The sequence below is a fragment of the Kribbella sp. NPDC004536 genome, assembly GCF_042873835.1.
Lineage (GTDB): Bacteria > Actinomycetota > Actinomycetes > Propionibacteriales > Kribbellaceae > Kribbella.
Genome location: NZ_JBIALY010000001.1, coordinates 2,600,726 through 2,620,875, shown reverse-complemented (window position 1 = coordinate 2,620,875; position 20,150 = coordinate 2,600,726). Strand labels below are relative to the sequence as shown.

20 protein-coding genes are annotated in these 20,150 nt (G+C 68.5%); 4 read left to right on the top strand and 16 right to left on the bottom strand.

What is annotated here, in order from left to right:
• Positions 1-3: 3 nt before the first annotated feature.
• The 11 genes from ACFYRU_RS13160 to ACFYRU_RS13110 are packed head-to-tail and all read right to left on the bottom strand — an operon-like array spanning position 4 to position 10,943.
• Positions 4-1,191, bottom strand: coding sequence for an acyltransferase family protein (locus ACFYRU_RS13160; protein ID WP_387657075.1), 1,188 nt, complete (start codon positions 1,189-1,191; stop codon positions 4-6).
• 4 nt (positions 1,192-1,195) lie between these two features.
• Positions 1,196-2,248 (bottom strand): non-hydrolyzing UDP-N-acetylglucosamine 2-epimerase, encoded by a 1,053-nt coding sequence (gene wecB, locus ACFYRU_RS13155; RefSeq protein ID WP_387657072.1) that lies wholly within the window; start codon positions 2,246-2,248, stop codon positions 1,196-1,198.
• Positions 2,245-3,246 carry a Gfo/Idh/MocA family protein gene (locus tag ACFYRU_RS13150; protein ID WP_387657069.1) on the bottom strand — a complete coding sequence of 334 codons (1,002 nt, stop codon included), beginning with the start codon at positions 3,244-3,246 and terminating at the stop codon, positions 2,245-2,247. Before ACFYRU_RS13150 ends, wecB begins: the two co-directional genes overlap by 4 nt.
• A gap of 3 nt (positions 3,247-3,249) precedes the next feature.
• Complete coding sequence (locus tag ACFYRU_RS13145; protein ID WP_387658109.1) at positions 3,250-4,341, bottom strand: DegT/DnrJ/EryC1/StrS family aminotransferase; 1,092 nt, start codon at positions 4,339-4,341, stop codon at positions 3,250-3,252.
• Positions 4,338-4,949 (bottom strand): acyltransferase, encoded by a 612-nt coding sequence (locus tag ACFYRU_RS13140; RefSeq protein WP_387657066.1) that lies wholly within the window; start codon positions 4,947-4,949, stop codon positions 4,338-4,340. The genes ACFYRU_RS13145 and ACFYRU_RS13140 overlap by 4 nt, the downstream gene beginning before the upstream one ends.
• Complete coding sequence (locus tag ACFYRU_RS13135) at positions 4,946-6,130, bottom strand: hypothetical protein (protein ID WP_387657064.1); 1,185 nt, start codon at positions 6,128-6,130, stop codon at positions 4,946-4,948. Before ACFYRU_RS13135 ends, ACFYRU_RS13140 begins: the two co-directional genes overlap by 4 nt.
• An 11-nt stretch (positions 6,131-6,141) precedes the next feature.
• Positions 6,142-6,858 carry a hypothetical protein gene (locus ACFYRU_RS13130; protein ID WP_387657061.1) on the bottom strand — a complete coding sequence of 239 codons (717 nt, stop codon included), beginning with the start codon at positions 6,856-6,858 and terminating at the stop codon, positions 6,142-6,144.
• Positions 6,855-8,177 carry a glycosyltransferase gene (locus ACFYRU_RS13125; protein ID WP_387657059.1) on the bottom strand — a complete coding sequence of 441 codons (1,323 nt, stop codon included), beginning with the start codon at positions 8,175-8,177 and terminating at the stop codon, positions 6,855-6,857. The genes ACFYRU_RS13130 and ACFYRU_RS13125 overlap by 4 nt, the downstream gene beginning before the upstream one ends.
• The gene (locus tag ACFYRU_RS13120) at positions 8,174-9,268 is read right to left on the bottom strand and encodes a glycosyltransferase family 4 protein (protein ID WP_387657056.1); all 1,095 of its coding nucleotides are present in this window, start codon (positions 9,266-9,268) and stop codon (positions 8,174-8,176) included. Before ACFYRU_RS13120 ends, ACFYRU_RS13125 begins: the two co-directional genes overlap by 4 nt.
• Before the next feature lie 3 nt (positions 9,269-9,271).
• Positions 9,272-10,090 carry an ABC transporter ATP-binding protein gene (locus ACFYRU_RS13115; RefSeq protein ID WP_387657053.1) on the bottom strand — a complete coding sequence of 273 codons (819 nt, stop codon included), beginning with the start codon at positions 10,088-10,090 and terminating at the stop codon, positions 9,272-9,274.
• Positions 10,077-10,943, bottom strand: a complete 867-nt coding sequence (locus ACFYRU_RS13110) for an ABC transporter permease (protein WP_387657050.1) — start codon at positions 10,941-10,943, stop codon at positions 10,077-10,079. Before ACFYRU_RS13110 ends, ACFYRU_RS13115 begins: the two co-directional genes overlap by 14 nt.
• 1,038 nt (positions 10,944-11,981) lie before the next feature.
• On the opposite strand from ACFYRU_RS13110, the gene ACFYRU_RS13105 reads away from it, so the two are divergent.
• On the top strand, positions 11,982-12,971 hold the full coding sequence (locus ACFYRU_RS13105) for a helix-turn-helix domain-containing protein (protein ID WP_387657049.1): 990 nt from the start codon (positions 11,982-11,984) through the stop codon (positions 12,969-12,971).
• A 33-nt stretch (positions 12,972-13,004) separates the two neighbouring features.
• Here ACFYRU_RS13105 and ACFYRU_RS13100 read toward each other — a convergent pair whose 3' ends face one another.
• Both ACFYRU_RS13100 and ACFYRU_RS13095 read right to left on the bottom strand, forming a co-directional pair.
• Positions 13,005-14,102, bottom strand: coding sequence for an aspartate-semialdehyde dehydrogenase (locus ACFYRU_RS13100; protein WP_387657046.1), 1,098 nt, complete (start codon positions 14,100-14,102; stop codon positions 13,005-13,007).
• Between the two features lie 5 nt (positions 14,103-14,107).
• Complete coding sequence (locus ACFYRU_RS13095; protein WP_141857346.1) at positions 14,108-15,376, bottom strand: aspartate kinase; 1,269 nt, start codon at positions 15,374-15,376, stop codon at positions 14,108-14,110.
• Positions 15,377-15,593: 217 nt separating this feature from the next.
• Between ACFYRU_RS13095 and ACFYRU_RS13090 the strand changes: the two genes are divergently transcribed.
• Both ACFYRU_RS13090 and ACFYRU_RS13085 read left to right on the top strand, forming a co-directional pair.
• The gene (locus ACFYRU_RS13090; RefSeq protein WP_387657043.1) at positions 15,594-15,914 is read left to right on the top strand and encodes an ArsR/SmtB family transcription factor; all 321 of its coding nucleotides are present in this window, start codon (positions 15,594-15,596) and stop codon (positions 15,912-15,914) included.
• 30 nt (positions 15,915-15,944) lie between these two features.
• Positions 15,945-16,532: a dihydrofolate reductase family protein gene (locus ACFYRU_RS13085; protein WP_387657041.1), complete on the top strand. Its 588-nt coding sequence runs from the start codon at positions 15,945-15,947 to the stop codon at positions 16,530-16,532.
• Here ACFYRU_RS13085 and ACFYRU_RS13080 read toward each other — a convergent pair.
• Positions 16,415-17,626 (bottom strand): MFS transporter, encoded by a 1,212-nt coding sequence (locus tag ACFYRU_RS13080; protein ID WP_387657038.1) that lies wholly within the window; start codon positions 17,624-17,626, stop codon positions 16,415-16,417. The genes ACFYRU_RS13085 and ACFYRU_RS13080 overlap by 118 nt on opposite strands.
• Positions 17,627-17,714: 88 nt before the next feature.
• Between ACFYRU_RS13080 and dinB the strand changes: the two genes are divergently transcribed.
• On the top strand, positions 17,715-18,911 hold the full coding sequence (dinB, locus tag ACFYRU_RS13075) for a DNA polymerase IV (protein ID WP_387657035.1): 1,197 nt from the start codon (positions 17,715-17,717) through the stop codon (positions 18,909-18,911).
• A 10-nt stretch (positions 18,912-18,921) separates the two neighbouring features.
• On the opposite strand, the gene ACFYRU_RS13070 is transcribed toward dinB, so the two are convergent.
• Together ACFYRU_RS13070 and ACFYRU_RS13065 are read right to left on the bottom strand one after the other, a co-directional pair.
• On the bottom strand, positions 18,922-19,572 hold the full coding sequence (locus ACFYRU_RS13070; protein ID WP_387657033.1) for a hypothetical protein: 651 nt from the start codon (positions 19,570-19,572) through the stop codon (positions 18,922-18,924).
• A gap of 8 nt (positions 19,573-19,580) precedes the next feature.
• A complete protein-coding gene (locus ACFYRU_RS13065; RefSeq protein ID WP_387657030.1) occupies positions 19,581-20,096 on the bottom strand; it encodes a hypothetical protein in 516 nt (171 codons plus the stop codon).
• Between the last annotated feature and the right edge of the window lie 54 nt (positions 20,097-20,150).

Below are 20,150 nucleotides of genomic sequence, written 5' to 3'. Positions count from 1 at the left end.
TCTTCATCGGGGGCCCCGGAGCAACCGCTCCATGGGGTGCTCGACGAACTTGTACAGCACCGCCGAGGCGAAGATCGAGAGGACGAGTACGCCGGCGTACCAGGTCAGGTTCGACCAGCCGATCGGGCCGGCGATGCCGTGGTACTCCTTGATCGCGTACAGGATGGTCGCGTGGACCAGGTAGAACGCGTACGACCACTGGCCCAGCGCGACCAGCGGCTTGCTGCGCAGCAGTGACCGGCCGCCGCGGATGTCGCGCGCGGCGACGGCGAAGATCAGGAAGCCGTACAGCAGCGTCAGGACTTCCTTCTGGCACAGGCCCATGGTGACCGCGCCCGGGACCTGCGTCGGGTGCGAGCCGGAGTACCAGAGCAGGTACAGACCGCCGCCGGTGACCAGGAACGCGAACCAGACCGGGATCCGCGGCTTCCACCCGGACCGCAGCGCGATCGCCAGGCCGATACCGAACAGGAACGCCACCGAATGCAGGATCGGCTGTGGCAGCACCGGTACGTCGGCCTTGTAGTGGAACAGCGCCAGCCGGTACGCCCCGCCGACGACGATCACCGCGACGCACAGGATCAGGCCGCCGGCCACCTTCAGCTTCTGAGTGGCCCGCCAGACGAACGGGAAGTACGCGTAGAAGAACGCCTCGACCGACAGCGTCCAGCCCGCCGGGTTGCCGCCGTACAGGATGGTCGGGTTGTTCGACCAGCCGTGCAGCAGGAACGCCGACAGCACCAGCACACTGACCGAGACCGGCTTGATCCAGGACATCCCGGCCGGCGGGTCGACCCGGTAGAAGACGAAGAACGCCGCCACCAGGGTGAGGATGTACAGCGGGAAGATCCGGGCGAACCGGCGCCGGTAGAAGGTCCGGATCTTGGTGCCCGGCTGCGCCGACCAGGTCAGCACGAAACCGGACAGGACGAAGAAGAACGTGACGCCGGAGGTGCCGTACTTCAGGAAGTCGAAGATCGGCAGCGGCGCCAGGTTCGTCATGTGATGGCAGAACACGAAGAAGGCCGCCCACCAGCGAAGGCCGGTGAGCGACTCGACTCGTGGCAACCTCTTGCCGGGAGCCGGCGGTGAGGTACTGACCGGCGCGCCTGGAGACGGGGTCGTGACAGCGGCCGACCCGGGGGCTTCCTGGGTCGGCGTCGTCTGGTCTTCTTCGGCGGCCTTCGTCATGTGGTTACTCCGCGAGAGTGGCGACGACACGCTCTGCAGCGTGACCGTCGCCGTACGGCATTGGGCGTCCCCCCGTGGGAGCCGGCCGTGCAGCCAACTGGGGCAGCTTACTCACGTCGGATGTCAACACGTTCCATCCGTCCGCCAGCGTCTCGACCCATTCGGTCTCGGTACGCAGCGTGGTGCACACGCGGCCGAGCAGGAAGGCCTCCTTCTGGAGACCGCCGGAGTCCGTGACCACACCGGCCGAACCGAGGACAGCCTGGACCATCTCCGGGTACGCCAGCGGCTCGCGGACGTGCAGCGAACCGTCCGGGCGCTCCAGCTTGATGCCGTGCTCCGCGCACTTCGCGACCAGCCGCGGGTGGGCCAGCAGCAGCACCGGCGTACCGGCCGCGGCCAGCCCGTCGACGATCGCGGCCAGCCGCTCCGGGTCGTCGGTGTTCTCGGCCCGGTGGATCGTCGAGACGACGTACTCGCCCTGCTTGAACGGACCGTCCAGCGGCCTGCCCTGGACGGCGTCCCGGACCCGGAAGCACACGTCGGTCATCACGTCACCGACCAGCCGCGACTTGTCCGTCAGGCCCTCGTTGGCCAGGTGGTCCATTGCCACCTGGGTCGGGGCCAGCAGCAGGTCCGCCGCGTGGTCCGTGAGCACCCGGTTGTGCTCCTCCGGCATCAGCCGGTTGAACGAGCGCAGCCCGGCCTCGAGGTGCGCAACCGGCAGGTGCATCTTCACCGCGGACAGCGCACCGGCGAGCGTCGAGTTGGTGTCGCCGTACACGAGCACCCAGTCCGGCTTGTGCTCGTCCAGTACGGCGTCCATCGCGGCCAGCATCGCGCCGGTCTGGACACCGTGGCTGCCGGACCCGACGCCCAGGTGGACGTCCGGGTCCGGAATCCGCAGGTCGGCGAAGAACACGTCGGACATGTTCTTGTCGTAGTGCTGCCCGGTGTGCACGATCACGTGCTGGTGATCGGTCGCGGCGAACGCCTCCGCGACCGGCGCCAGCTTCACGAACTGCGGACGCGCACCGACAACGGACAGAACCTTCACTGGGTCTCCCCGGCGACAGCCACGGTGCGGTCCTCGGTCGCCGACTGCAGAACGGCCTCGGCCACCCGGACGGTCGTCAGACCCTGCTGCAGCGTGACGATGTCGGCTTCCTTGCCGAGCACCGCGTCGCGGAACTGCTCGTGCTCGGTCTTCAGCGGCTCCGGCTTGCTGATCGCGTACCGGACCATGTCGCCCTCGCTGACACCGCGGAAGTGCGCGACGTCGTCCCATGCGGTCTGCACGGTGCCGTTGGCGTGGAAGGTCAGGTCGGCGGTCAGGGTGTCGGCGATGAACGCGCCCTTCTCACCGGTGACGACGGTGAGCCGCTCCTTCATCGGGGACAGCCAGTTGACCAGGTGGCTGGTCACGGTGCCGTTGGCCAGCTTGCCGGTCACCGCGATCAGGTCCTCGTACTGCCGGCCGGACTTGTGGGCGCTCTGCGCGGCCACCGTGACGAACGGCGACTGCGTCACCCACGCGGTCAGGTCGATGTCGTGGGTGGCCAGGTCCAGCACCACGCCGACGTCGGCGATCCGGGCCGGGAACGGGCCCTGGCGGCGGGTGGTGATCTGGTAGATGTCGCCCAGCTCGCCGGCCTCCAGCCGCACCCGCAGCGCCTGCAGCGCCGGGTTGTACCGCTCGATGTGACCGACCGCGCCGACCAGCCCGGCCGCCTCGAACGCCTTCGCGATCTCGGTCGCCTCGGACGAGGAACCGGCCAGCGGCTTCTCGATCATCGCGTGCACACCGGCCTCGGCCAGCGCCTTCGCGATCTCGGCGTGGTACTGGGTCGGCACCGCGACCATGCAGTAGTCGAGCTTCTCGGCGATCAGCTGCTCGATGTTCTCGTGCACCGGACGACCGCCGGCGACGTTGAACTTGTCACCACCCGGGTCGGCGACCGCGACCAGGTCGACGCCCTCGAGGGACGCCAGCACCCGGCCGTGGTGCCGCCCCATCATGCCCAGGCCGATCAGGCCCGCACGCAGGTTCGCCATCGCTCACGCACCCGCCTTCGCCACGGTGTTCACCGCGGCCACGATCCGGTTCAGGTCTTCCTCGGACAGCGAGGGGTGGACCGGCAGCGAGAGCACCTCGGCCGCGGCCTTCTCGGTCTCCGGCAGGTCCAGCTCACGCTGGAACGACGGGAGCCGGTGGTTCGGGATCGGGTAGTACACGCCGCAGCCGACGCCGTACTCGGTCCGCAGCGCGTTCGCGAAGCCGTCGCGGTCCTCGGTCACGCGGATCGTGTATTGGTGGTACACGTGCGACGCCTCGGCGGCGACCGCCGGGACGCCGACACCGGCGAGGTTCGCGTCCAGGAAGGCCGCGTTCTCCTGCCGCTGCTTCGTCCAGCCGCCGACCTTGGTCAGCTGCACCCGGCCGATGGCGGCGTGCAGGTCGGTCATCCGGTTGTTCAGGCCGACGACCTCGTTCTCGTACTGCTTGAGCATGCCCTGGTTGCGGAACAGCCGCATCCGGCGCTCGAGGTCGGCGTTCGCGACCGAGTTCATGCCGCCCTCACCGGACGTCATGTTCTTGGTCGGGTACAGGCTGAACATCGCGAACTCGCCGAAGGTGCCGACCGGCGCGCCGTTCCAGGTGGCGCCGTGGGCCTGCGCGGCGTCCTCGTAGATCTGGATGCCGTGCTTGTCGGCGATGGCCTGCAGCGCGGTCATGTTCGCCGGGTGACCGAACAGGTGCACCGGCATGACGGCCTTGGTCTTCTCGGTGATCGCGGCCTCGACCGCGGCCGGGTCCAGGCAGAAGTACGTCGGCTCGATGTCGGCGAACACCGGCGTGGCGCCGGTCAGCGCAACGCTGTTCGCGGTCGCGGCGAAGGTGAAGGACGGGACGATGACCTCGTCACCCGGGCCGACACCCGCGGCCAGCAGGCCGAGGTGCAGACCGGAGGTCCCGGAGTTGGTCGCGACGCACGCCCGGCCGGAGACCAGCGCTGCGCCGAACTCCTGCTCGAACGCCGCCACCTCGGGGCCCTGGGCCAGCATGCCGGACTGCATCACCCGGTCGACGGCCTCGCGCTCCTCCTTCCCGATGATCGGCTTCGCGGCCGGAATCGGCTGCACCATCAGTTCTCCTCCTGTGTTTCGTCGGCCGGCCGCAGCCGTCCGTCGGTTTCGATGTACATCTCGCCCGTGTTCGGGCACTTCCACTCGCCGTCCCCGACGGACAGCAGCGGAACCCCGGCCTTGCCGACCCACTTGAGCCGGCGCGCCGGGACCCCGGCGACCAGCGCGAAGTCTGGCACGTCCTTGGTCACCACCGCACCCGCGGCGACGGTGGCCCAGCGGCCGATGGTGACCGGGGCCACGCACACGCTGCGCGCTCCGAGCGAGCAGCCTTCCTTCATCGTCACCCCGACCGGTTCCCAGTCGTGCCCGCTCTTCGGCGTACCGTCCGGATTCACCGCGCGCGGGAAGTAGTCGTTGGTGAGCACCACGGCCGGGCCGATGAACACGCCGTCCTCGAGGGACGCCGGCTCGTACACCAGCGCGTAGTTCTGGATCTTGCAGTTGTCGCCCATCCGGACCCCGGTCCCGACGTAGGCACCGCGGCCGACGATGCAGTTCTTGCCGAGGACCGCGTTCTCGCGGATCTGGGCCAGGTGCCAGACCGACGAACCGTCGCCGATCTGGGCGCTGTCGTCGACGTCGGCGGATGGCGCGATGCGGGACGTCACAGGATCTCCTTAGTGATGAGCCAACTTCTCAGTACTTCGGCCGAGCGGCGCCCGTCGTGCAACTCCGCCACGAAGGTGGGACCGGCGGACGCGTGCGCTGCGGCGGCCTCACGATCGGCGAGCAGACCGGAGACGACATCACCCAGGGTGTCGGGATCCGCCTCCACGATCGGTACCTCTCGCCCGGCCAGACTACGCACCCGCCGGCGCACGGATTCACCGACGTACGAAACCACGATCCGCCCGGCTGCCAGGGCCTCCACGGCCGCCACGCCGTACAGGCCGATGTGCAGTTGGTCGACAACGATGTCGGCGCTGCCGACGACGGCCGGCATCTCGTGGTTCGGCACACCGGTGATCCGCCGGTACTCGATCAGGCCGCGCTCCTGCAGCCCACTGAGCACCTCGTCGATCTCCTGCGTGCCTTTGAGTTTCGCGTTCGACGGGACGTGCGCGACGACCGGCTTGTCTCGTTCGAACAGCGGTCGCGCGGCCTGCTGCCACGGCTCGGGATCGATCGCGACCGGCAACCAGTGGGCGGTCGGTACGTCGTCCAGCAGATCGACCGTGGAGACGAACACCGGCAGGCCCAGCGACTCGACGAGCTCCGCGTGCCGGCGCGCCTGCGGCTCGAGCCGGTCGGTCAGCTCGTCACCCGGGGTGAACGGCGACCAGCGCTCGCGCTTCGCGTGCCGGCTGGGCAGCCGGATGTCGGAGCCGTGGAACAGCAACGCGACGTCGATGCCCTTGTCCCGCAGTGCGGTGATGTCGGCCTCGGCGTCCGGGTAGCCGCGAGCGCCGAACAGCGGGCGCAACGACTCCACCATCACATGCGTGTACTGCTCGACGTACTGCTGCTGGGCGCGCTGCCAGCGGGGCTGGCCGAACCAGGCCAGCGGCACGCCGTAGTCGTTCTTGAACTCGAACTGGCCCTTGCGTTGCAGGGCGAACGAGACGGCGTCGACGTCCGGCAGGGTCTTCGCGGCCTGTGCCCAGGCGTGCCCCTGCCCGGCGGAGTTGGTCGGTCCGACCAGCATCCGCACGGGCGTCGTCGCTACCGGCGGGAACGCCGGCAGTTGCGCATACGAGTACCGCAAGCCGCGCAGGCGCCGCCGGACCGCTCCCGCGGTCCGGGCCAGAGGCGCCGGCAGGTGCTCGCGGATCGTACGCGTCACCGTCACTGTGTCACCCATTACGTAGTAGGTGCCTTCATCATGTCGAGCTCGCGGCGGGCCGCCGGCAGACCGAGCACCACCGGGGTGCTGGCCTTCCGCTGACCGAGGTTCCAGCCGGCCCAGATCGCCCCGGCGTCCAGCGCGATCACCACGTCGGCCTGGTCGATCGTGCTCAGCACGTCGCGGCGGCTCAGCACCCGGTCCCAGTACGTCTTGCCGAGATCGCTGGTCGCCCGCTGCCCGCGCAGGAACTTCACCGGCCTGGATCCCTTGATTGCCGGAGGCAACATCTTCCCGGCGACCTTCCGAGCTTTCCGCGCCCGCCACTCGACGGCCTTCACAACCCGCTTCGCCCCGGTGGGCCGCGGCTTCGTCGCGGCAGGCTTGCTCACCGGTACCTCGTCGGCGGCAGCAGCTACCTGAGCGGCGGCCGGGGCCACCTTCGCCTCGTCCTCGACGACGGTCTCGGGGTCGGCGACCGCTTCCGGGGCGATGACGGCGTCCGGGGCTTCGTCGGTCGGCTCGGTGGCCGGTTCGGGTTCGGGGGCCGGCTCGGACGGCATCCGGCCGGGGCCGATCAGCGTGAAGGTGTTGACCTTGTCGGCGACCCACGCCGACGGGGCCACCCAACCCACCACGTCGATGGTGAGGTTCTGGTCGCCGAGGTCCTCACGGACCTGGTCGAAGTACGTCGGTGGGAGCCGCCGCGTGGACAGCAGGACAACCTTGTTCATGCCGCCACCTTCTTCACACTCGCGGCGAGCGCTTCGATCCGCGGATCCAGCTGCAGGTCACGCCGGTACGACGCACCGAACTCGCGCGCCTTCGCCCGGATGCCCTCGTCCGCGGTCCGCGCCGCGTGCGCCGCCTCGGTCAGCGCCGCCGCGATCGCCTCCGGCGTCACGTCCGACACCGGGAACCACAGCGGATGCCCACGCAGTACGTCCGACGCCGCGTTCTCCGGGTCGTGCACCGACACCACCGGCAACCCGGTCGCCAGGTACTCGAACACCTTGCCGCTGGTCACGTACCGCCCCTTGCCCAGCATCAGCAGCTGCGCGTCGAACTCGTCGTACGCCTTCGCGATCTCGGCCTTGCCGACCGGGCCCTCGTAGCTGACGCCGGCGTCCGCGGCCGCGTTGATCGTCGCGAGCATGTCCGCCCGCGGCTGCGCGTAGTACCCGAGGTACCCGTAGATCTTCGCGTGAGCGCCCTCGAGCTCCGGCGACTGCTCCTTGGCCAGTTGCCAGCCCTCGACGAACTCCTTGAGCGGCACCTTCGGCGAGACGGTACCGACGTAGCCGAAGACCAGCGGGCGATCGGTGACCGCGCCCCGGTCCTGCGTGTCCGGCACCAGGTCCGGGTCGAACCCGTTCGCGACCGTGTGCATCTTCGACGCCTGCGCCGGGTAGAGCTTCTCGTGCCACTCCTTGATCGGGTCGTTCACGAACCAGACCTCGCGCGCGGACTCGACCAGCTTCTTCTCCCACTTCGCGGCCCGGCTGCCCGGCTCGTGCAGCCGGTCGCCGGTGAAGACGTCCAGCAGCCACGCGTCCCGGTAGTCCATCACGTACGGCACCTGGAACTTCTTGTGCAGGTGGTACGCGGCCGTGAACGCGACGTGCGGGTTGGCGGTGGCGACCGTCAGGTCGACCTTGTGCGCCTTGTGGATCTGTTCGGCGGCCTTCTCGATCACCGAGCGCCAGGGGCCGTATCCGCTTTCCGGGAACGGGATCTGGTCCTGCTTGGTGCGCCACTTGGCCCAGAGCTTCGGGTTCGCCGCACGGCGCTTGGACCAGCGGCGCAGGTCGGCCTCCAGGATCGGCCACTCGAACGGGACCCGGACGACCTCGACGGACGGGTCGACCCGCTCCTCGAGGGTCAGGTCCGCGCCGGTGAAGCGGAAGAACGTGTCGCGGTCGGCCGTCAGCACGGTCACCTTCCAGCCGAGCGCGGCGAACCGGTTGGCCGTGGCCAGTGCCCGGTAGACACCGCCGCCCCGGCAGGGCGGGAAGCCCCAGGCGACGTACAACAGGTGTGGGCGGTCGGTCATGCAGTCCCTCTTAAGAGATTGAGAATTGCGTCGGCCAGTTCGTCGTACGGCGTGGTCGTGGGCAGGTGGTCCGCCGCCCACTGCAGTGCGTGGTCACGCAGCTTCTCCAGCTCACCGGGATCCGCGGACCAGCGCCGCAGGGTCTCCGACGCCTCCGCCACCGAGTCCACCAGGACTCCGCCACCGGACTCCTCGATCACCTTCGTCTGCCGGGGCAGCCGGGTGGAGAGGACGGGAAGACCGCTGGCGAGGTACTCGTAGATCTTCGACGGCATTGCTTCGATGAAGGCCGGGGTCGGCTGCAGCATGGCCAAGCTGGCCCAGGCGCCGTGCGCGATCCGCCAGGCGTCGGCGGGTGGCTGGCGTCCGTGCAGCCGGACCCGGCCACCCAGGTCGGGCTGCGCGATCCGGGCCTCGATCTGGTCCCGGTCCGATGGTGCGACCGGGCCGACCAGGTCGAGGGACCACTCCGGCGCCGCGGCGACGGTCTCGACCATGTCGAACAGACCACGGCTGGTGCGCAGGTCGCCGACGTACACCGCGCGTGGTGCGCCGGTCGGCGGGGACGGGGCCAGGAAGCCGTGGTCGGGAAGGTTCTGCACCACCAGGCGGTGCTTGGCCTGGTGCGGCGCGAGGTGCGAGTCGGCGACCACGGTCAGGTCGGCGCCCGCGGCCAGCTTCGAGCCGGCCCGAACGATCAACCTGGCCGGCAGCCCGGCCGGGCCTTGCGCCCAGGCCCGGTCGGCGAGCAGCCGCTCGTAGTCCTCGTGCACGTCGACGACGAGCTTGCGCCGCCGCAGCGTGGTGACCAGCCGGGTGACCGGGATCATGTCCGGGTCGACCGTCATCACCACCTTGGCCTTGGTCCGCCAGGGCAGTACGGCGGTACGGGCCAGCCGCTGCACCAGGTTGCCGCGTGGTCCGGCGTGCACCGTGGCGCCGGCCGGTCCACCCTCGGCATCACCGAGGCCCCACAGCTCGACTCTCAGGTCGCGGTGCTGCAGGGCCGCGGTGATCTTGTGCAGGCGCGCATCGGCCACGTCGTGGCCGGTCGTGATGATCCCCACGTCCGGCGCCGTGCTGCGAGACATCGCTCAGAGGTCCTCGAGTGAGACAGCTTCTTCTTCCCCGACCTGCAGGAACTTGGTGTAGGCCTGGATGACCTCGTTGGGCTCGCCGCGCATCATCAGCTTGCCCTTGTGCAGCCAGATGCAGTCGTTGCACATCTCGCGGACACTGCTCATCGCGTGGCTGACCAGGAACATCGTGCGGCTGTTCGAGACCAGTTCGGCCATCTTCGCCGCGGCCTTCGTCTTGAACGACGCGTCACCGGCGGACAGGGCCTCGTCGATCATCAGGATGTCCGGGTCCATGTGCACCGCGACCGAGAACGCCAGCCGGCTGAACATGCCGGACGAGTACGTCCGCATCGGCATCTCCATGAAGTCACCGAGCTCGGCGAACTCGGCGATCTCCTCGTACCGGGCCGCGATCTCCTTGCGGCTCAGGCCGGCCGCCAGGCCGCCGAGCACCACGTTCTCCTTGCCGGACAGCGCGGCGTTGAAGCCGACGCCCAGCGACAGCAGCGTGGAGACCCGGCCGTGCACCTCGATCCGGCCTGAGGTCGGCGGCAGGATGCCGGCGATCGAACGCATCAGCGTCGACTTGCCGGCGCCGTTCGCGCCGATGATGCCGATCGTAGTGCCGTGGTTCACGTCGAACGACACGTTCTGGACGGCCTTGACCTCGCGGACCGCCCGCTCGCCGCGGCCCAGCCGGACGATCGCGCTCTTGAACGTCGGCACCCGCTCGAACGTCGTCCGGTAGGTGATCGACACGTCCTGCACCTTGACGGCCGGAACCGTGGACTGCGACTTCTGCATCGGCTTCTTCTCGGTCTCAGAGACGGACAACGAAATCACGCTCCCTCGACATGAAGAACAACGCTCCGACAGCGAACGCCAGGACTGCCCAGAGCGCGCCGGCGATCCACAACTTCATATCCGGCACGTGCCCCTTGACGAGCAGGTCGGTCCAGCCGCCGAGCAACGGGTAGAGCGGGTTGTACTGGATGAAGCCCTTCAGCCGCGCCGGCGCCTGCTCGGCGAACCACAGCACCGGGGACAGGTACAGCCAGATGCGCACGAAGTACGGCAGGAAACTCGCGGTGTCCCGGAAGTACACCTGCAGAGCGGCGAAGATCATCCCCATACCGGCGGCGAAGACCGTCAGCATGACCAGGAAGATCGGGGCCAGCAGCATCTGCCAGTGCAGCTTCTGCTTCATCAGCACGTGGATGATGATGTACACCACCAGCGTCGGCACGAACCGGAAGAACGCGGTCCGGACCGCCGACAGCGGTAGCAGCATCCGGGGGAACGACTGGTTCAGCAGCAGCTTGCCGCCGCCGACGACGCTGGCCGCGCCGGCGGTCATCGCCCCGGAGAAGTAGTAGAAGGCGAACAGGCCGCCGCACATGTGAGCGAACCGCAAGCCGGCATCCACCCTGGCGCTGCCGCCCGCGATGATGTCGGTCAACAGGTAGTACACCAAGGCGAGGAGCAGCGGGTTCAGCACCAGCCACACCTGTCCGAAGAAGGTGTTCGTGTGCGCACCCCGGATGTTCGTCCGGGACATCTCCGCCGCGAACTCCCGCCGCTGCCAGAGCGCCTTGAAGTACGGGCGCAGTGCCGGCAGACCGACCTTGTGCGGTTCGTACACGTGCACCGACGGGTTGAACTCCTCGTCGACGCTAGTCGCGTTCATTCAGGCGATGCCTCTCTCTGCCGGAAGTTGGATCCACGCTGGCCGATCACCTGGGGTTTCGGCGGTTGCCGGCCGGGGTACGGCGGTGTGCCACGCAGACCGGAAAGCAGAGTAGCGGATCCGCTCGGACGCCGACGACACAGCGGTCCTCCTTAGTGAGCAACGACGTACGGACGGCAACCAAACGTCGTTCCCCGCTGCATCCACAACACCTGCGTCGTCCTTCGCCGATCGTTATCCGGAATATACATTTGACAGCCAGCGACGGCCAAAACGCCTTCCAGGCAAGTCAAATCGCGGTCAATTCATCGGTACGACGCTACCCGCAGGCCGGAAGTTGACGTGACCCGGCACACCAGGTGCTAACAGCGGCACCCCGGGAGCTGCGGACGCGGGCCGGACGTGACACGCAACAGCACGTCCGAACTCCCCATGGACAGCCTCACCATCCACGGAGCACCCGCCCGCACCTCCCGGGGTTCCACCATCGGCGCGATGACCAGGGCGGCGGTCATCGGCCTACCGAGGCCGTTTCGGGAGGACAGCGCTACGCGGAATCCCTGCAAAGATGCCTTCGCGCTGGGGACGGCACACCTGACACGACGGGCGGCGGCACACGGCGGAATCGGTCGCATCGGGCACTCCTCCTGATCGGCCTCACGATGGGAGATGCCACAGTTTGTACACCCTCCGGCACAGCCGGTGATGGCACGGAAGTGCGAGGGCACCGATGCGCCGGGATCGAGACCCAACCGAAACAGGCTCCGCTGACGCGACAGCGAACAGAGGCCAGAATTGGAACAGCAGCCCGGCGGCGCTCAGGTGGTCCGTCGCCGGGCTGCTGGACCTCAATTCTCGCTCACAACTGCGCAGAAGTGGTGGCCAGATGGTGACACGGCACAAGAATGCTGACAGGACAACAAATATCGCTGCGTGCATGTGCGCCGACACGGACAGTGGCTTCGGGGTTGGATCGGCCCCTCTAACCTGGAGGGACGGTAGCGGGCGGTGACAGCAATCGGCAGGGAGGGAAGGGTCGTGAGCACAACGGACACGGAGCGTGCCGACCATTTGAAGGTGCTCGGGCTCAACGACGACGAGATCAAGGTCTACCAGCACCTGCTGCGGACCGGGCCGTCGTCGATCACCGAACTGGACGACGCCGTCCCCGACCGGCAGGCGCCGATCGACAGCACCCTCGGCGGGCTGGTGCAGGCCGGTCTGGCGCGCCGTTCCGGCTCCGACCACTCGCGGTACCTGCCGGTCCCGCCGGACGCCGGCCTGGAGGCGATGACGCTGCGCCGCGAGTCCGAGCTGAAGCAGGCCCGGATCGAGGTGCTGAACGCGTACGACGAGTTCCGCCGGACCGTGCACAACGAGTCCACCACGCACCTGATCGAGGTCGTCACCGGCAGCGCGATCGTCGAGCGGATCCACCAGATCAAGGGCAGCGCGCAGCGGGAGATCCTCGCCATCGACTCCCCGCCGTACTACATCGGCGGCCCGAACCAGGAGGAGATCGACCACCTCAAGCGCGGCGTCGGCTACCGGGTCGTGTACTCGCCGGAGTCCGTCGAGGTGCCCGGGTACCTGACCGAGAACATCCTGCCGTGTGTGGAGGCGGGTGAGCAGGCGCGGGTACTGCCCGACGTACCGGCGAAGCTGACGATCATCGACGGCTCGATCGGGTACGTGTCGATGTCGGTCCGCGACACCGACGTGAACCGCTCGCTGCTGATCATCCGCCCGAGCAGCCTGCTGACCGCGCTGATCGGGATGTTCGAGCTGTGCTGGCGCAACGCGCTGCCGCTGCACGCGTCGGTAGGTACCGAGGACGACCGCCTGGAGCCCATCGAACGCCGCCTGCTGGCCCTCCTGGCCACCGGCGCCGCCGACGACACCATCGCCCGCACCCTGGGCATCAGCCGCCGCACGTTCTTCCGCTACCTGGAACGCCTGATGAACCGCACCGGCGCCAGCACCCGCTTCCAGCTAGCCCTCCACGCCGCCCGCGAGAACTGGCTGTAGTTGACTGAGGGGCCGTGTGAGGCCCCTCACTCGTCACGCCTCGGCGGGGATGAATTCCTTGGCTACTACCTCGGCGATCTGGGCCGTGTTGAGGGCCGCGCCCTTGCGGAGGTTGTCGCCGCAGACGAACAGTTCGAGCGCGTTCGGGTCGTCGAGGGACTTGCGGATCCGGCCGACCCAGGTCGGGTCGGTGCCGACCACGTCCGCCGGCGTCGGGAACTCGCCCTCGGCCGGGTTGTCGAACAACAGCACGCCCGGCGCGTCCCGCAGCACCTCACGAGCCCCGTCGGCGTCGACCTCCTGCACGAACCGCGCATGCACCGACAGCGAGTGCGTCGTCACGACCGGCACCCGTACACAGGTAGCGGACACCTTCAGATCCGGCAGCCCGAGAATCTTCCGCGACTCGTTCCGTACCTTCAGCTCCTCCGACGACCACCCGTCGTCCTTCAACGACCCGGCCCACGGCACGACGTTCAACGCCAACGGAGCCGCGAACGGACCGAGATCGTTCCCGACGACCCGCCGCACATCGCCCGGCGTACTCCCGAGCTCACGATTACCCGCCACCTTCGCCAGCTGGTCGTACAACGCCTCGATCCCGGACTGGCCAGCCCCCGACGCGGCCTGGTACGACGCGACGACGAGCTGCTCGAGCTCGTACCGGTGATGCAACGCACCCATCGCCACGATCATCGACAGCGTCGTGCAGTTCGGGTTCGAGATGATGCCCTTGGGACGGTTCCGCGCGGCCTCGGCGTTCACCTCCGGAACCACCAGCGGTACGTCCGGATCCATCCGGAACGCCCCCGAGTTGTCCACCACGACCGCACCCTTGGCGGCGGCGATCGGCGCCCAGTGCGCGGACACCTCGTCCGGTACGTCGAACATCGCCACGTCGATGCCGTCGAAGGCGTCCTCGCTGAGCGCGATCACCTCGACGGTCTCGCCGCGGACCACGAGCTGTTTGCCCGCCGAGCGCTCGGAGGCGATCAGCCGGATCTCGCCCCAGACGTTCTGTCTGGTGGAGAGCAGGGCCAGCATCACCGTCCCGACGGCGCCGGTCGCACCGACCACCGCCAGCGAGGGCAGGCCCGTCCGGTCCTCGATCGTGTTCTCCACAGCGCTCACAGGGGTCACCGTCCCGTTCCTCCGTACACGACAGCCTGGGTGTGCTCGTCGTCCAGATCGAATGCGGTGTGCGCCGCGGTCACGGCAGCGTCCACCAGGTTCTCGTCCACGACCACCGAGATCCGGATCTCCGAGGTGGAGATCATCTCGATGTTCACGCCGGCGTCGGCGAGTGCGGAGAAGAACTTCGCGGATACGCCCGGGTGCGAGCGCATTCCGACCCCGACGACGGAGACCTTGCCGATCTGGTCGTCGTACAGCAACTGCTCGTAGCCGACCTCGTCCTTCATCCGGGCCAGCGCGGACATCGCCCGGGCACCGTCGGCACGCGGCAGCGTGAACGAGATGTCGGTACGGTTCGTCGCCACCGCGGACACGTTCTGCACGATCATGTCGATGTTGGTGTCGGCACCGGCGACGGTCTCGAAGATCCGGGCCGCCTCGCCCGGCTTGTCGGGCACCCCGACCACGGTGATCTTGGCCTCGCCGCGGTCCTGCACGACACCCGAAATGATCGCCTGTTCCATCTGATCCAGTTCCTTCGCATCGACGACCCAGGTGCCTTCCTTCTGCGAGAAGGAGGAACGCACGTGGACGGGGACGTTGTAGCGCCGCGCGTACTCGACGCAGCGCAGGTGCAGCACCTTGGCGCCGCAGGCGGCCATCTCGAGCATCTCCTCGTAGGAGATCTTCGGGATCTGCTTCGCGGCCGGCACGATCCGCGGGTCCGCGGTGAAGATGCCGTCCACGTCGGTGTAGATCTCGCAGTACTGCGCCTCCAGCGCGGCGGCCAGGGCGACCGCCGTGGTGTCGGAGGCACCGCGGCCCATCGTGGTGATGTCCTTGGTGTCCTGGGCGACGCCCTGGAACCCGGCCACGATCGCGATGTGGCCCTCGGTCAGCGCTTCCTCGATCCGGCCGGGCGTGATGTCGATGATCCGCGCGTTGCCGTGTGCGGACGTGGTGATCACGCCGGCCTGCGAGCCGGTGAAACTGCGTGCTTCGTAGCCCAGGTTCGCGATCGCCATCGCCAGCAGCGCGGCCGAGATCCGCTCACCCGAGGTGAGCAGCATGTCGAGCTCGCGCGGCGGCGGCAGCGGCGAGACCTGCTGGGCCAGGTCCATCAGTTCGTCGGTGGTGTCTCCCATCGCGGAGATGACGACCACCACGTCGTTCCCGGCCTTCTTCGTCGCGACGATCCGTTGGGCCACGCGCTTGATGCAATCGGCGTCGGCGACCGAAGAACCGCCGTACTTGTGTACGACGCGTCCCACAGCGTTGTCTCCTCAAACCACTGGTTGCGGTACGCCGTGCGGCGTTGCACCAGGCGTAGTCTCATCGGTCATTCTAGCCGTGACCTGCCCGTTGCCTACCGGCTGACCAGCACCCGGTCCGGCAGATCACCGTCCAGACCGAACGTTCCCCGACCGGGCGCACCGCACACCGGAAATGGTCCTTGTTCATATAAGCCATCGCTGAAATAATTGGCGGATGCATGCGTTCGACATCCTCGGCGACCCGGTTCGGCGCCGGATCCTGGAGCTGCTCGCCGAGGGCGAACTGCCGGCCGGCAGCATCGCCGGCACGATCGGCGCGGAGTTCGGGATCAGCCAGCCGGCCGTCTCCCAGCACCTGAAGGTGCTCCGGGACAACGGCTTCGCGACCGTGACCGTCGACGGCACCCGCCGGCTGTACGCGGTCGACCCCGAGCCGCTGCGGGAGATCGATACCTGGCTGGACCGGTACCGCAAGTTCTGGATGAACCGCCTGGACGCCCTGGAGACCGAGCTGCACCGTGGGCGCCGCCAATAACCTTTGCGGGATCGACTGCATCTGGTTGGTATGCGGAACATAGTGGCCAGGCTGTGCATGTCCGAGGACGGCATCGTGGAGCGGCCGGAACAGTGGCTGCCGCGCGCTGCGCTCGGCCAGCTGATGCCTGCTGGGGGGACCGTGCTGTTCGGCCGGCGGACGTTCGAGCGGTACGCCGGTTCGCTCGGCGGACTCGAGTACACCCGGAACCTCGTCGTGGGCTCCCGGCCCGTGGTCGCGCACGCGGATACGGAGCTGCTCCAAGGGGAGCTCCGCCGGGTACTGACCGCGCTGAAGTCGGTACCGGGCGACGACCTGCAGGTGATCGGCAGCCTCACGCTGGTCCGCTCACTGCTCAAGTGGCGCCTGGTCGACGAGGTGTCGCTGCTGATCCACCCCGTCGCCGCCGGCCGCGGTACGTTGCTGGACCGTCGGCAGCTCCGACTGATCTCGATGTGCGCCCGCGACGGCGGCGTACTCGAGGCGAACTACCGAGTGCGTTACGCGGCGACCGCAGTACCGTCGACGACGCTCATGTCCAGCGGCCGGTGGGGCGGGACGCGCAGCAGGGACAGGGTCGCGAGTACGGCGAGACCGGCCGCCAGGACCCACGCGTAGCGAACGCCGAACGCCTCGACCACCGCACCTGCGACGGCCGAGCCGACTGCGGAACCGACCATGCCGCCGCTCTGCGCCCACCCGAAGATCTCGGTGTGCGCGGGCTGCGGCGTGAGCTCACCGACGCGCTCGTAGACGGCTGCGATCGTCGGAGCGATCAGGCAGCCGGCCGCGAACATCATGACCGCGAGGACCACAACGGACTGGGTCACGAAGATGCACCCGGCGACCAGCGTGGCGAGGGCCAGCATCCGCCGCCAGACATAGGAGCTGTGCCTGCCAGGCAGGGCTCCATTGATGACACCTCCGCTCACACTGCCGATCGCGGCGACCATCTCGAGTACGCCTGCGATCAGCCGGTTACCGTGCTGGTCTGCGACCGCGACCATGCCGAGGGACATCGCGGCGAACCCCATGACAAGGCAGGCCCACGCTAGGAGCAGCGGCGTACGGTGCTGATGGAACAGGAGCTCGCGGGCTGTCGGCCGTCGGACTGAGCTTTCACCGTGAGCAGTAACGGGTTGCTGGAGGACACCGAACCACCAGATGCTCGCGGCTGCGGTCACAGCGCAGGCCAGGAGCCCCGCACGTGGGCTCGCGAAGCTGACGATGACCGCACCGGACATGGGGCCGATGACGAACAGCAGCTCTTGTGCGGTCGCGTCCAATGAGTAGACAGCCCGCAACCGCGAACCGTGGACGATCCGCGGCCAGTTCGCACGTAGGGCTGAGGTGACCGGAGCTACGCAGACTCCCGCGATGGCAGCCGCCACCGGGAGCAGGCGATACCAGCTGTACGGCAGGAGCGCGACCACTGCCATCGAGGCGCCCCAGGCCATGCCCGTGCCAATGACAACCTTGCGGGCGCCCTTACGGTCGGCCATGCGGGACCACACAACGCTGGCGACCGCCGTACCGACTGAGTAGGCGCCGGCGACCACACCGGCCCAGCCGAAGTTGCCGGCCGCGTCCTTGGCCAGGAACGACAGCGGGACCATCGTCGCCAGCACCGGCAGCCGCGCGATCAACGCCGAGCCGAGCAGCGCCATCACGCCACGGGTCTTCCAGAGATCGCGGTACGCCGACAGGTCCATAACGTGCATTGTTTCCTGACATCGATGTCGGCCGCTTCAGGAATTCTCCCTATCTCATTTTGTCCACGGTTTATGCGAACATGTGTTCGTGTCCCCAGGTGGCGCGGCGACGATCCTGCATGCCGATCTGGACGCGTTCTACGCGTCGGTCGAGCAGCGCGACGACCCACGCCTGCGCGGCCGCCCGGTGATCGTCGGCGCCGGCGTCGTGCTCGCCTGCAGCTACGAGGCGAAGGCGTACGGCGTCCGGACGGCGATGAACGGCGGCCAGGCGCTCCGCCGTTGCCCCGGCGCGATCGTCGTCGAGCCGCGGATGTCGGCGTACTCCGAGGCCAGCAAGGCCGTGTTCAAGGTGTTCGAGGACACCACGCCGCTGGTCGAGGGGCTGTCGATCGACGAGGCGTTCCTCGACGTCGGCGGCCTGCGGAAGATTCGCGGGACACCGGTGGAGATCGCGACCCGGCTGCGGGCCGAGGTGCTGTCCCGGGTCGGCCTGCCGATCACCGTCGGGGTGGCGCGGACGAAGTTCCTGGCGAAGGTGGCCAGCGGCGTCGCGAAGCCGAACGGCCTGCTCGAGGTCGCGCCGGACGGCGAGCTGGACTTCCTGCACCCGTTGGACGTCTCGCGCCTGTGGGGCGTCGGCGAGGTCACCGCGGAGAAGCTGCGCAGCCGCGGGCTGACCAAGGTCGGCGACGTCGCGATGCTGCCCGAGGCGGCCCTGGTCGCGATGCTCGGCCGCGCCTCCGGGCGGCACCTGCACGCCCTCGCCCACAACCGCGACCCACGCCCGATCGAGGTCGGTCGCCGACGGCGTTCGATCGGCTCGCAGCGCGCGCTCGGCCGGTCACCGAAGTCCCCGGCAACTCTCGACGCGATCCTCGCCGGCCTGGTCGACCGCGTCACCCGCCGGATGCGCTCGGCCGGCCGCTCCGGGCGGACGGTCACGTTACGCCTCCGCTTCGACGACTTCACCCGTGCGACCCGCTCACATACGTTGCCCCAGGCAACAGATCAGACGCGGGCAGTTCTCGTCACCGCAAGAGCTCTGCTCCGGGCCGCGCAGCCGCTGATCACGACGCAGGGCCTGACCATGATCGGCATCTCGGTGGGCAACCTGGAGAACGAAGCCGCCCTGCAACTCGCGCTCCCGTTCGACAAGGCCGCGAACAACGAACTCGACACCGCCCTCGACCTGGTCAAGGACAAGTTCGGCACCAACGCGATCACCCGCGGCGCCCTCCTCGGCAAGAAGCCGGGCCTCGAGATGCCGATGCTGCCCGATTAGCTGTACCGACTCATGATCTCGGGTAGCCGATCTCGGCGATGCTTTCCTTCAGGTCGGTGAGGCGGCGTTCGCGGTTCAGTGACGTGACGACGTACTCCGTCAACGGCATCAACGCGTACACGTACCGGATCGGCTCGAGGTCCAGCGCGACCTCGTAGTACTCCTCCGCGAAGGTCAGGTACGCCTCCGGGCGGCCGTCCGCGATCAGGTCGAACAACTGATCCGCACCGTCGCGGTCCGCGTTCTCGACCGGCCCACACCGCCAGGCGTCGTCGTCCGTGGTGCGCCAGAAGCACACGGTTGCCCGCGGCGTGCCGTCCTCGTTGAAGGCGTTGTCATCCCGCTGCTCGTGGAACACCTCCGGGATCCCGTCGAGCAGTCTCGGCCACGGCTTCATCCCGTTGACGTACGGCGACAGCGGCGACTCGTGGTCGAACCCGTACCCGAACACCCCGTCCGGCGAGAACACGATCGAGTACTCACCGCCGGACCCGTCCCGCATCAGCGCGGCCTCCTCAGTGGCAGACCACCGCGCGTCGAAGTCGTAGTACCGGGTGCTCGCGTCCTCGTTCAGCACCAGATCAAGCACCGCGAGCGCCCGGCTCACCCGCCGTACGACGTCGGGCTTCGGCAACCGCTGGACGAGTTCGAGAACAGACATCTCGCCATTCAATCCCAAGACACGTCGATGTAGCGCCCTGCGTACCCCATGATCTCGGTGCGGAAGCCGGCGGCCTGCTTCATCCGCCGCCGCACCGACCGCCCACGCCCGATCGGCAGCACCCGGTAACTCCCGTCCCGCTCCGCACGAACCGGCACCCGGTCCGCCGGCACTGCCTCGGCAAGCCACACCACGACCCACGGAACCTTCGACTTCCAGCTGATCCGGACCAGTGAGACGTCGGCCCACGGCAGCGTCAGCTCACGGCGACCGCGCCGCATCGTCAAGCCGTCCGCAGCCAACCGCAGATTGACCGGGCCGCGGATGACGACAATCCAGGTCCGCACCGCGACGTACAGGAAGACCACGAACAGGACATCGAGGATCACGGTGGTCACTGGGTACTTGCTGAGGTCGAAGAAATCGCGAGGCAGCAGGGCCAACGCCAGCAGCGTCGCGATCGGCGCGGTGATCACCGAACGCACCCGGGACGCACTGAATTTCGCGTACGTCTGTTCCTCCACAGCGGGCCTCCTGACCGTCGTCGAGCCCTCACCCTATGGGCGGCGGACCCCCGC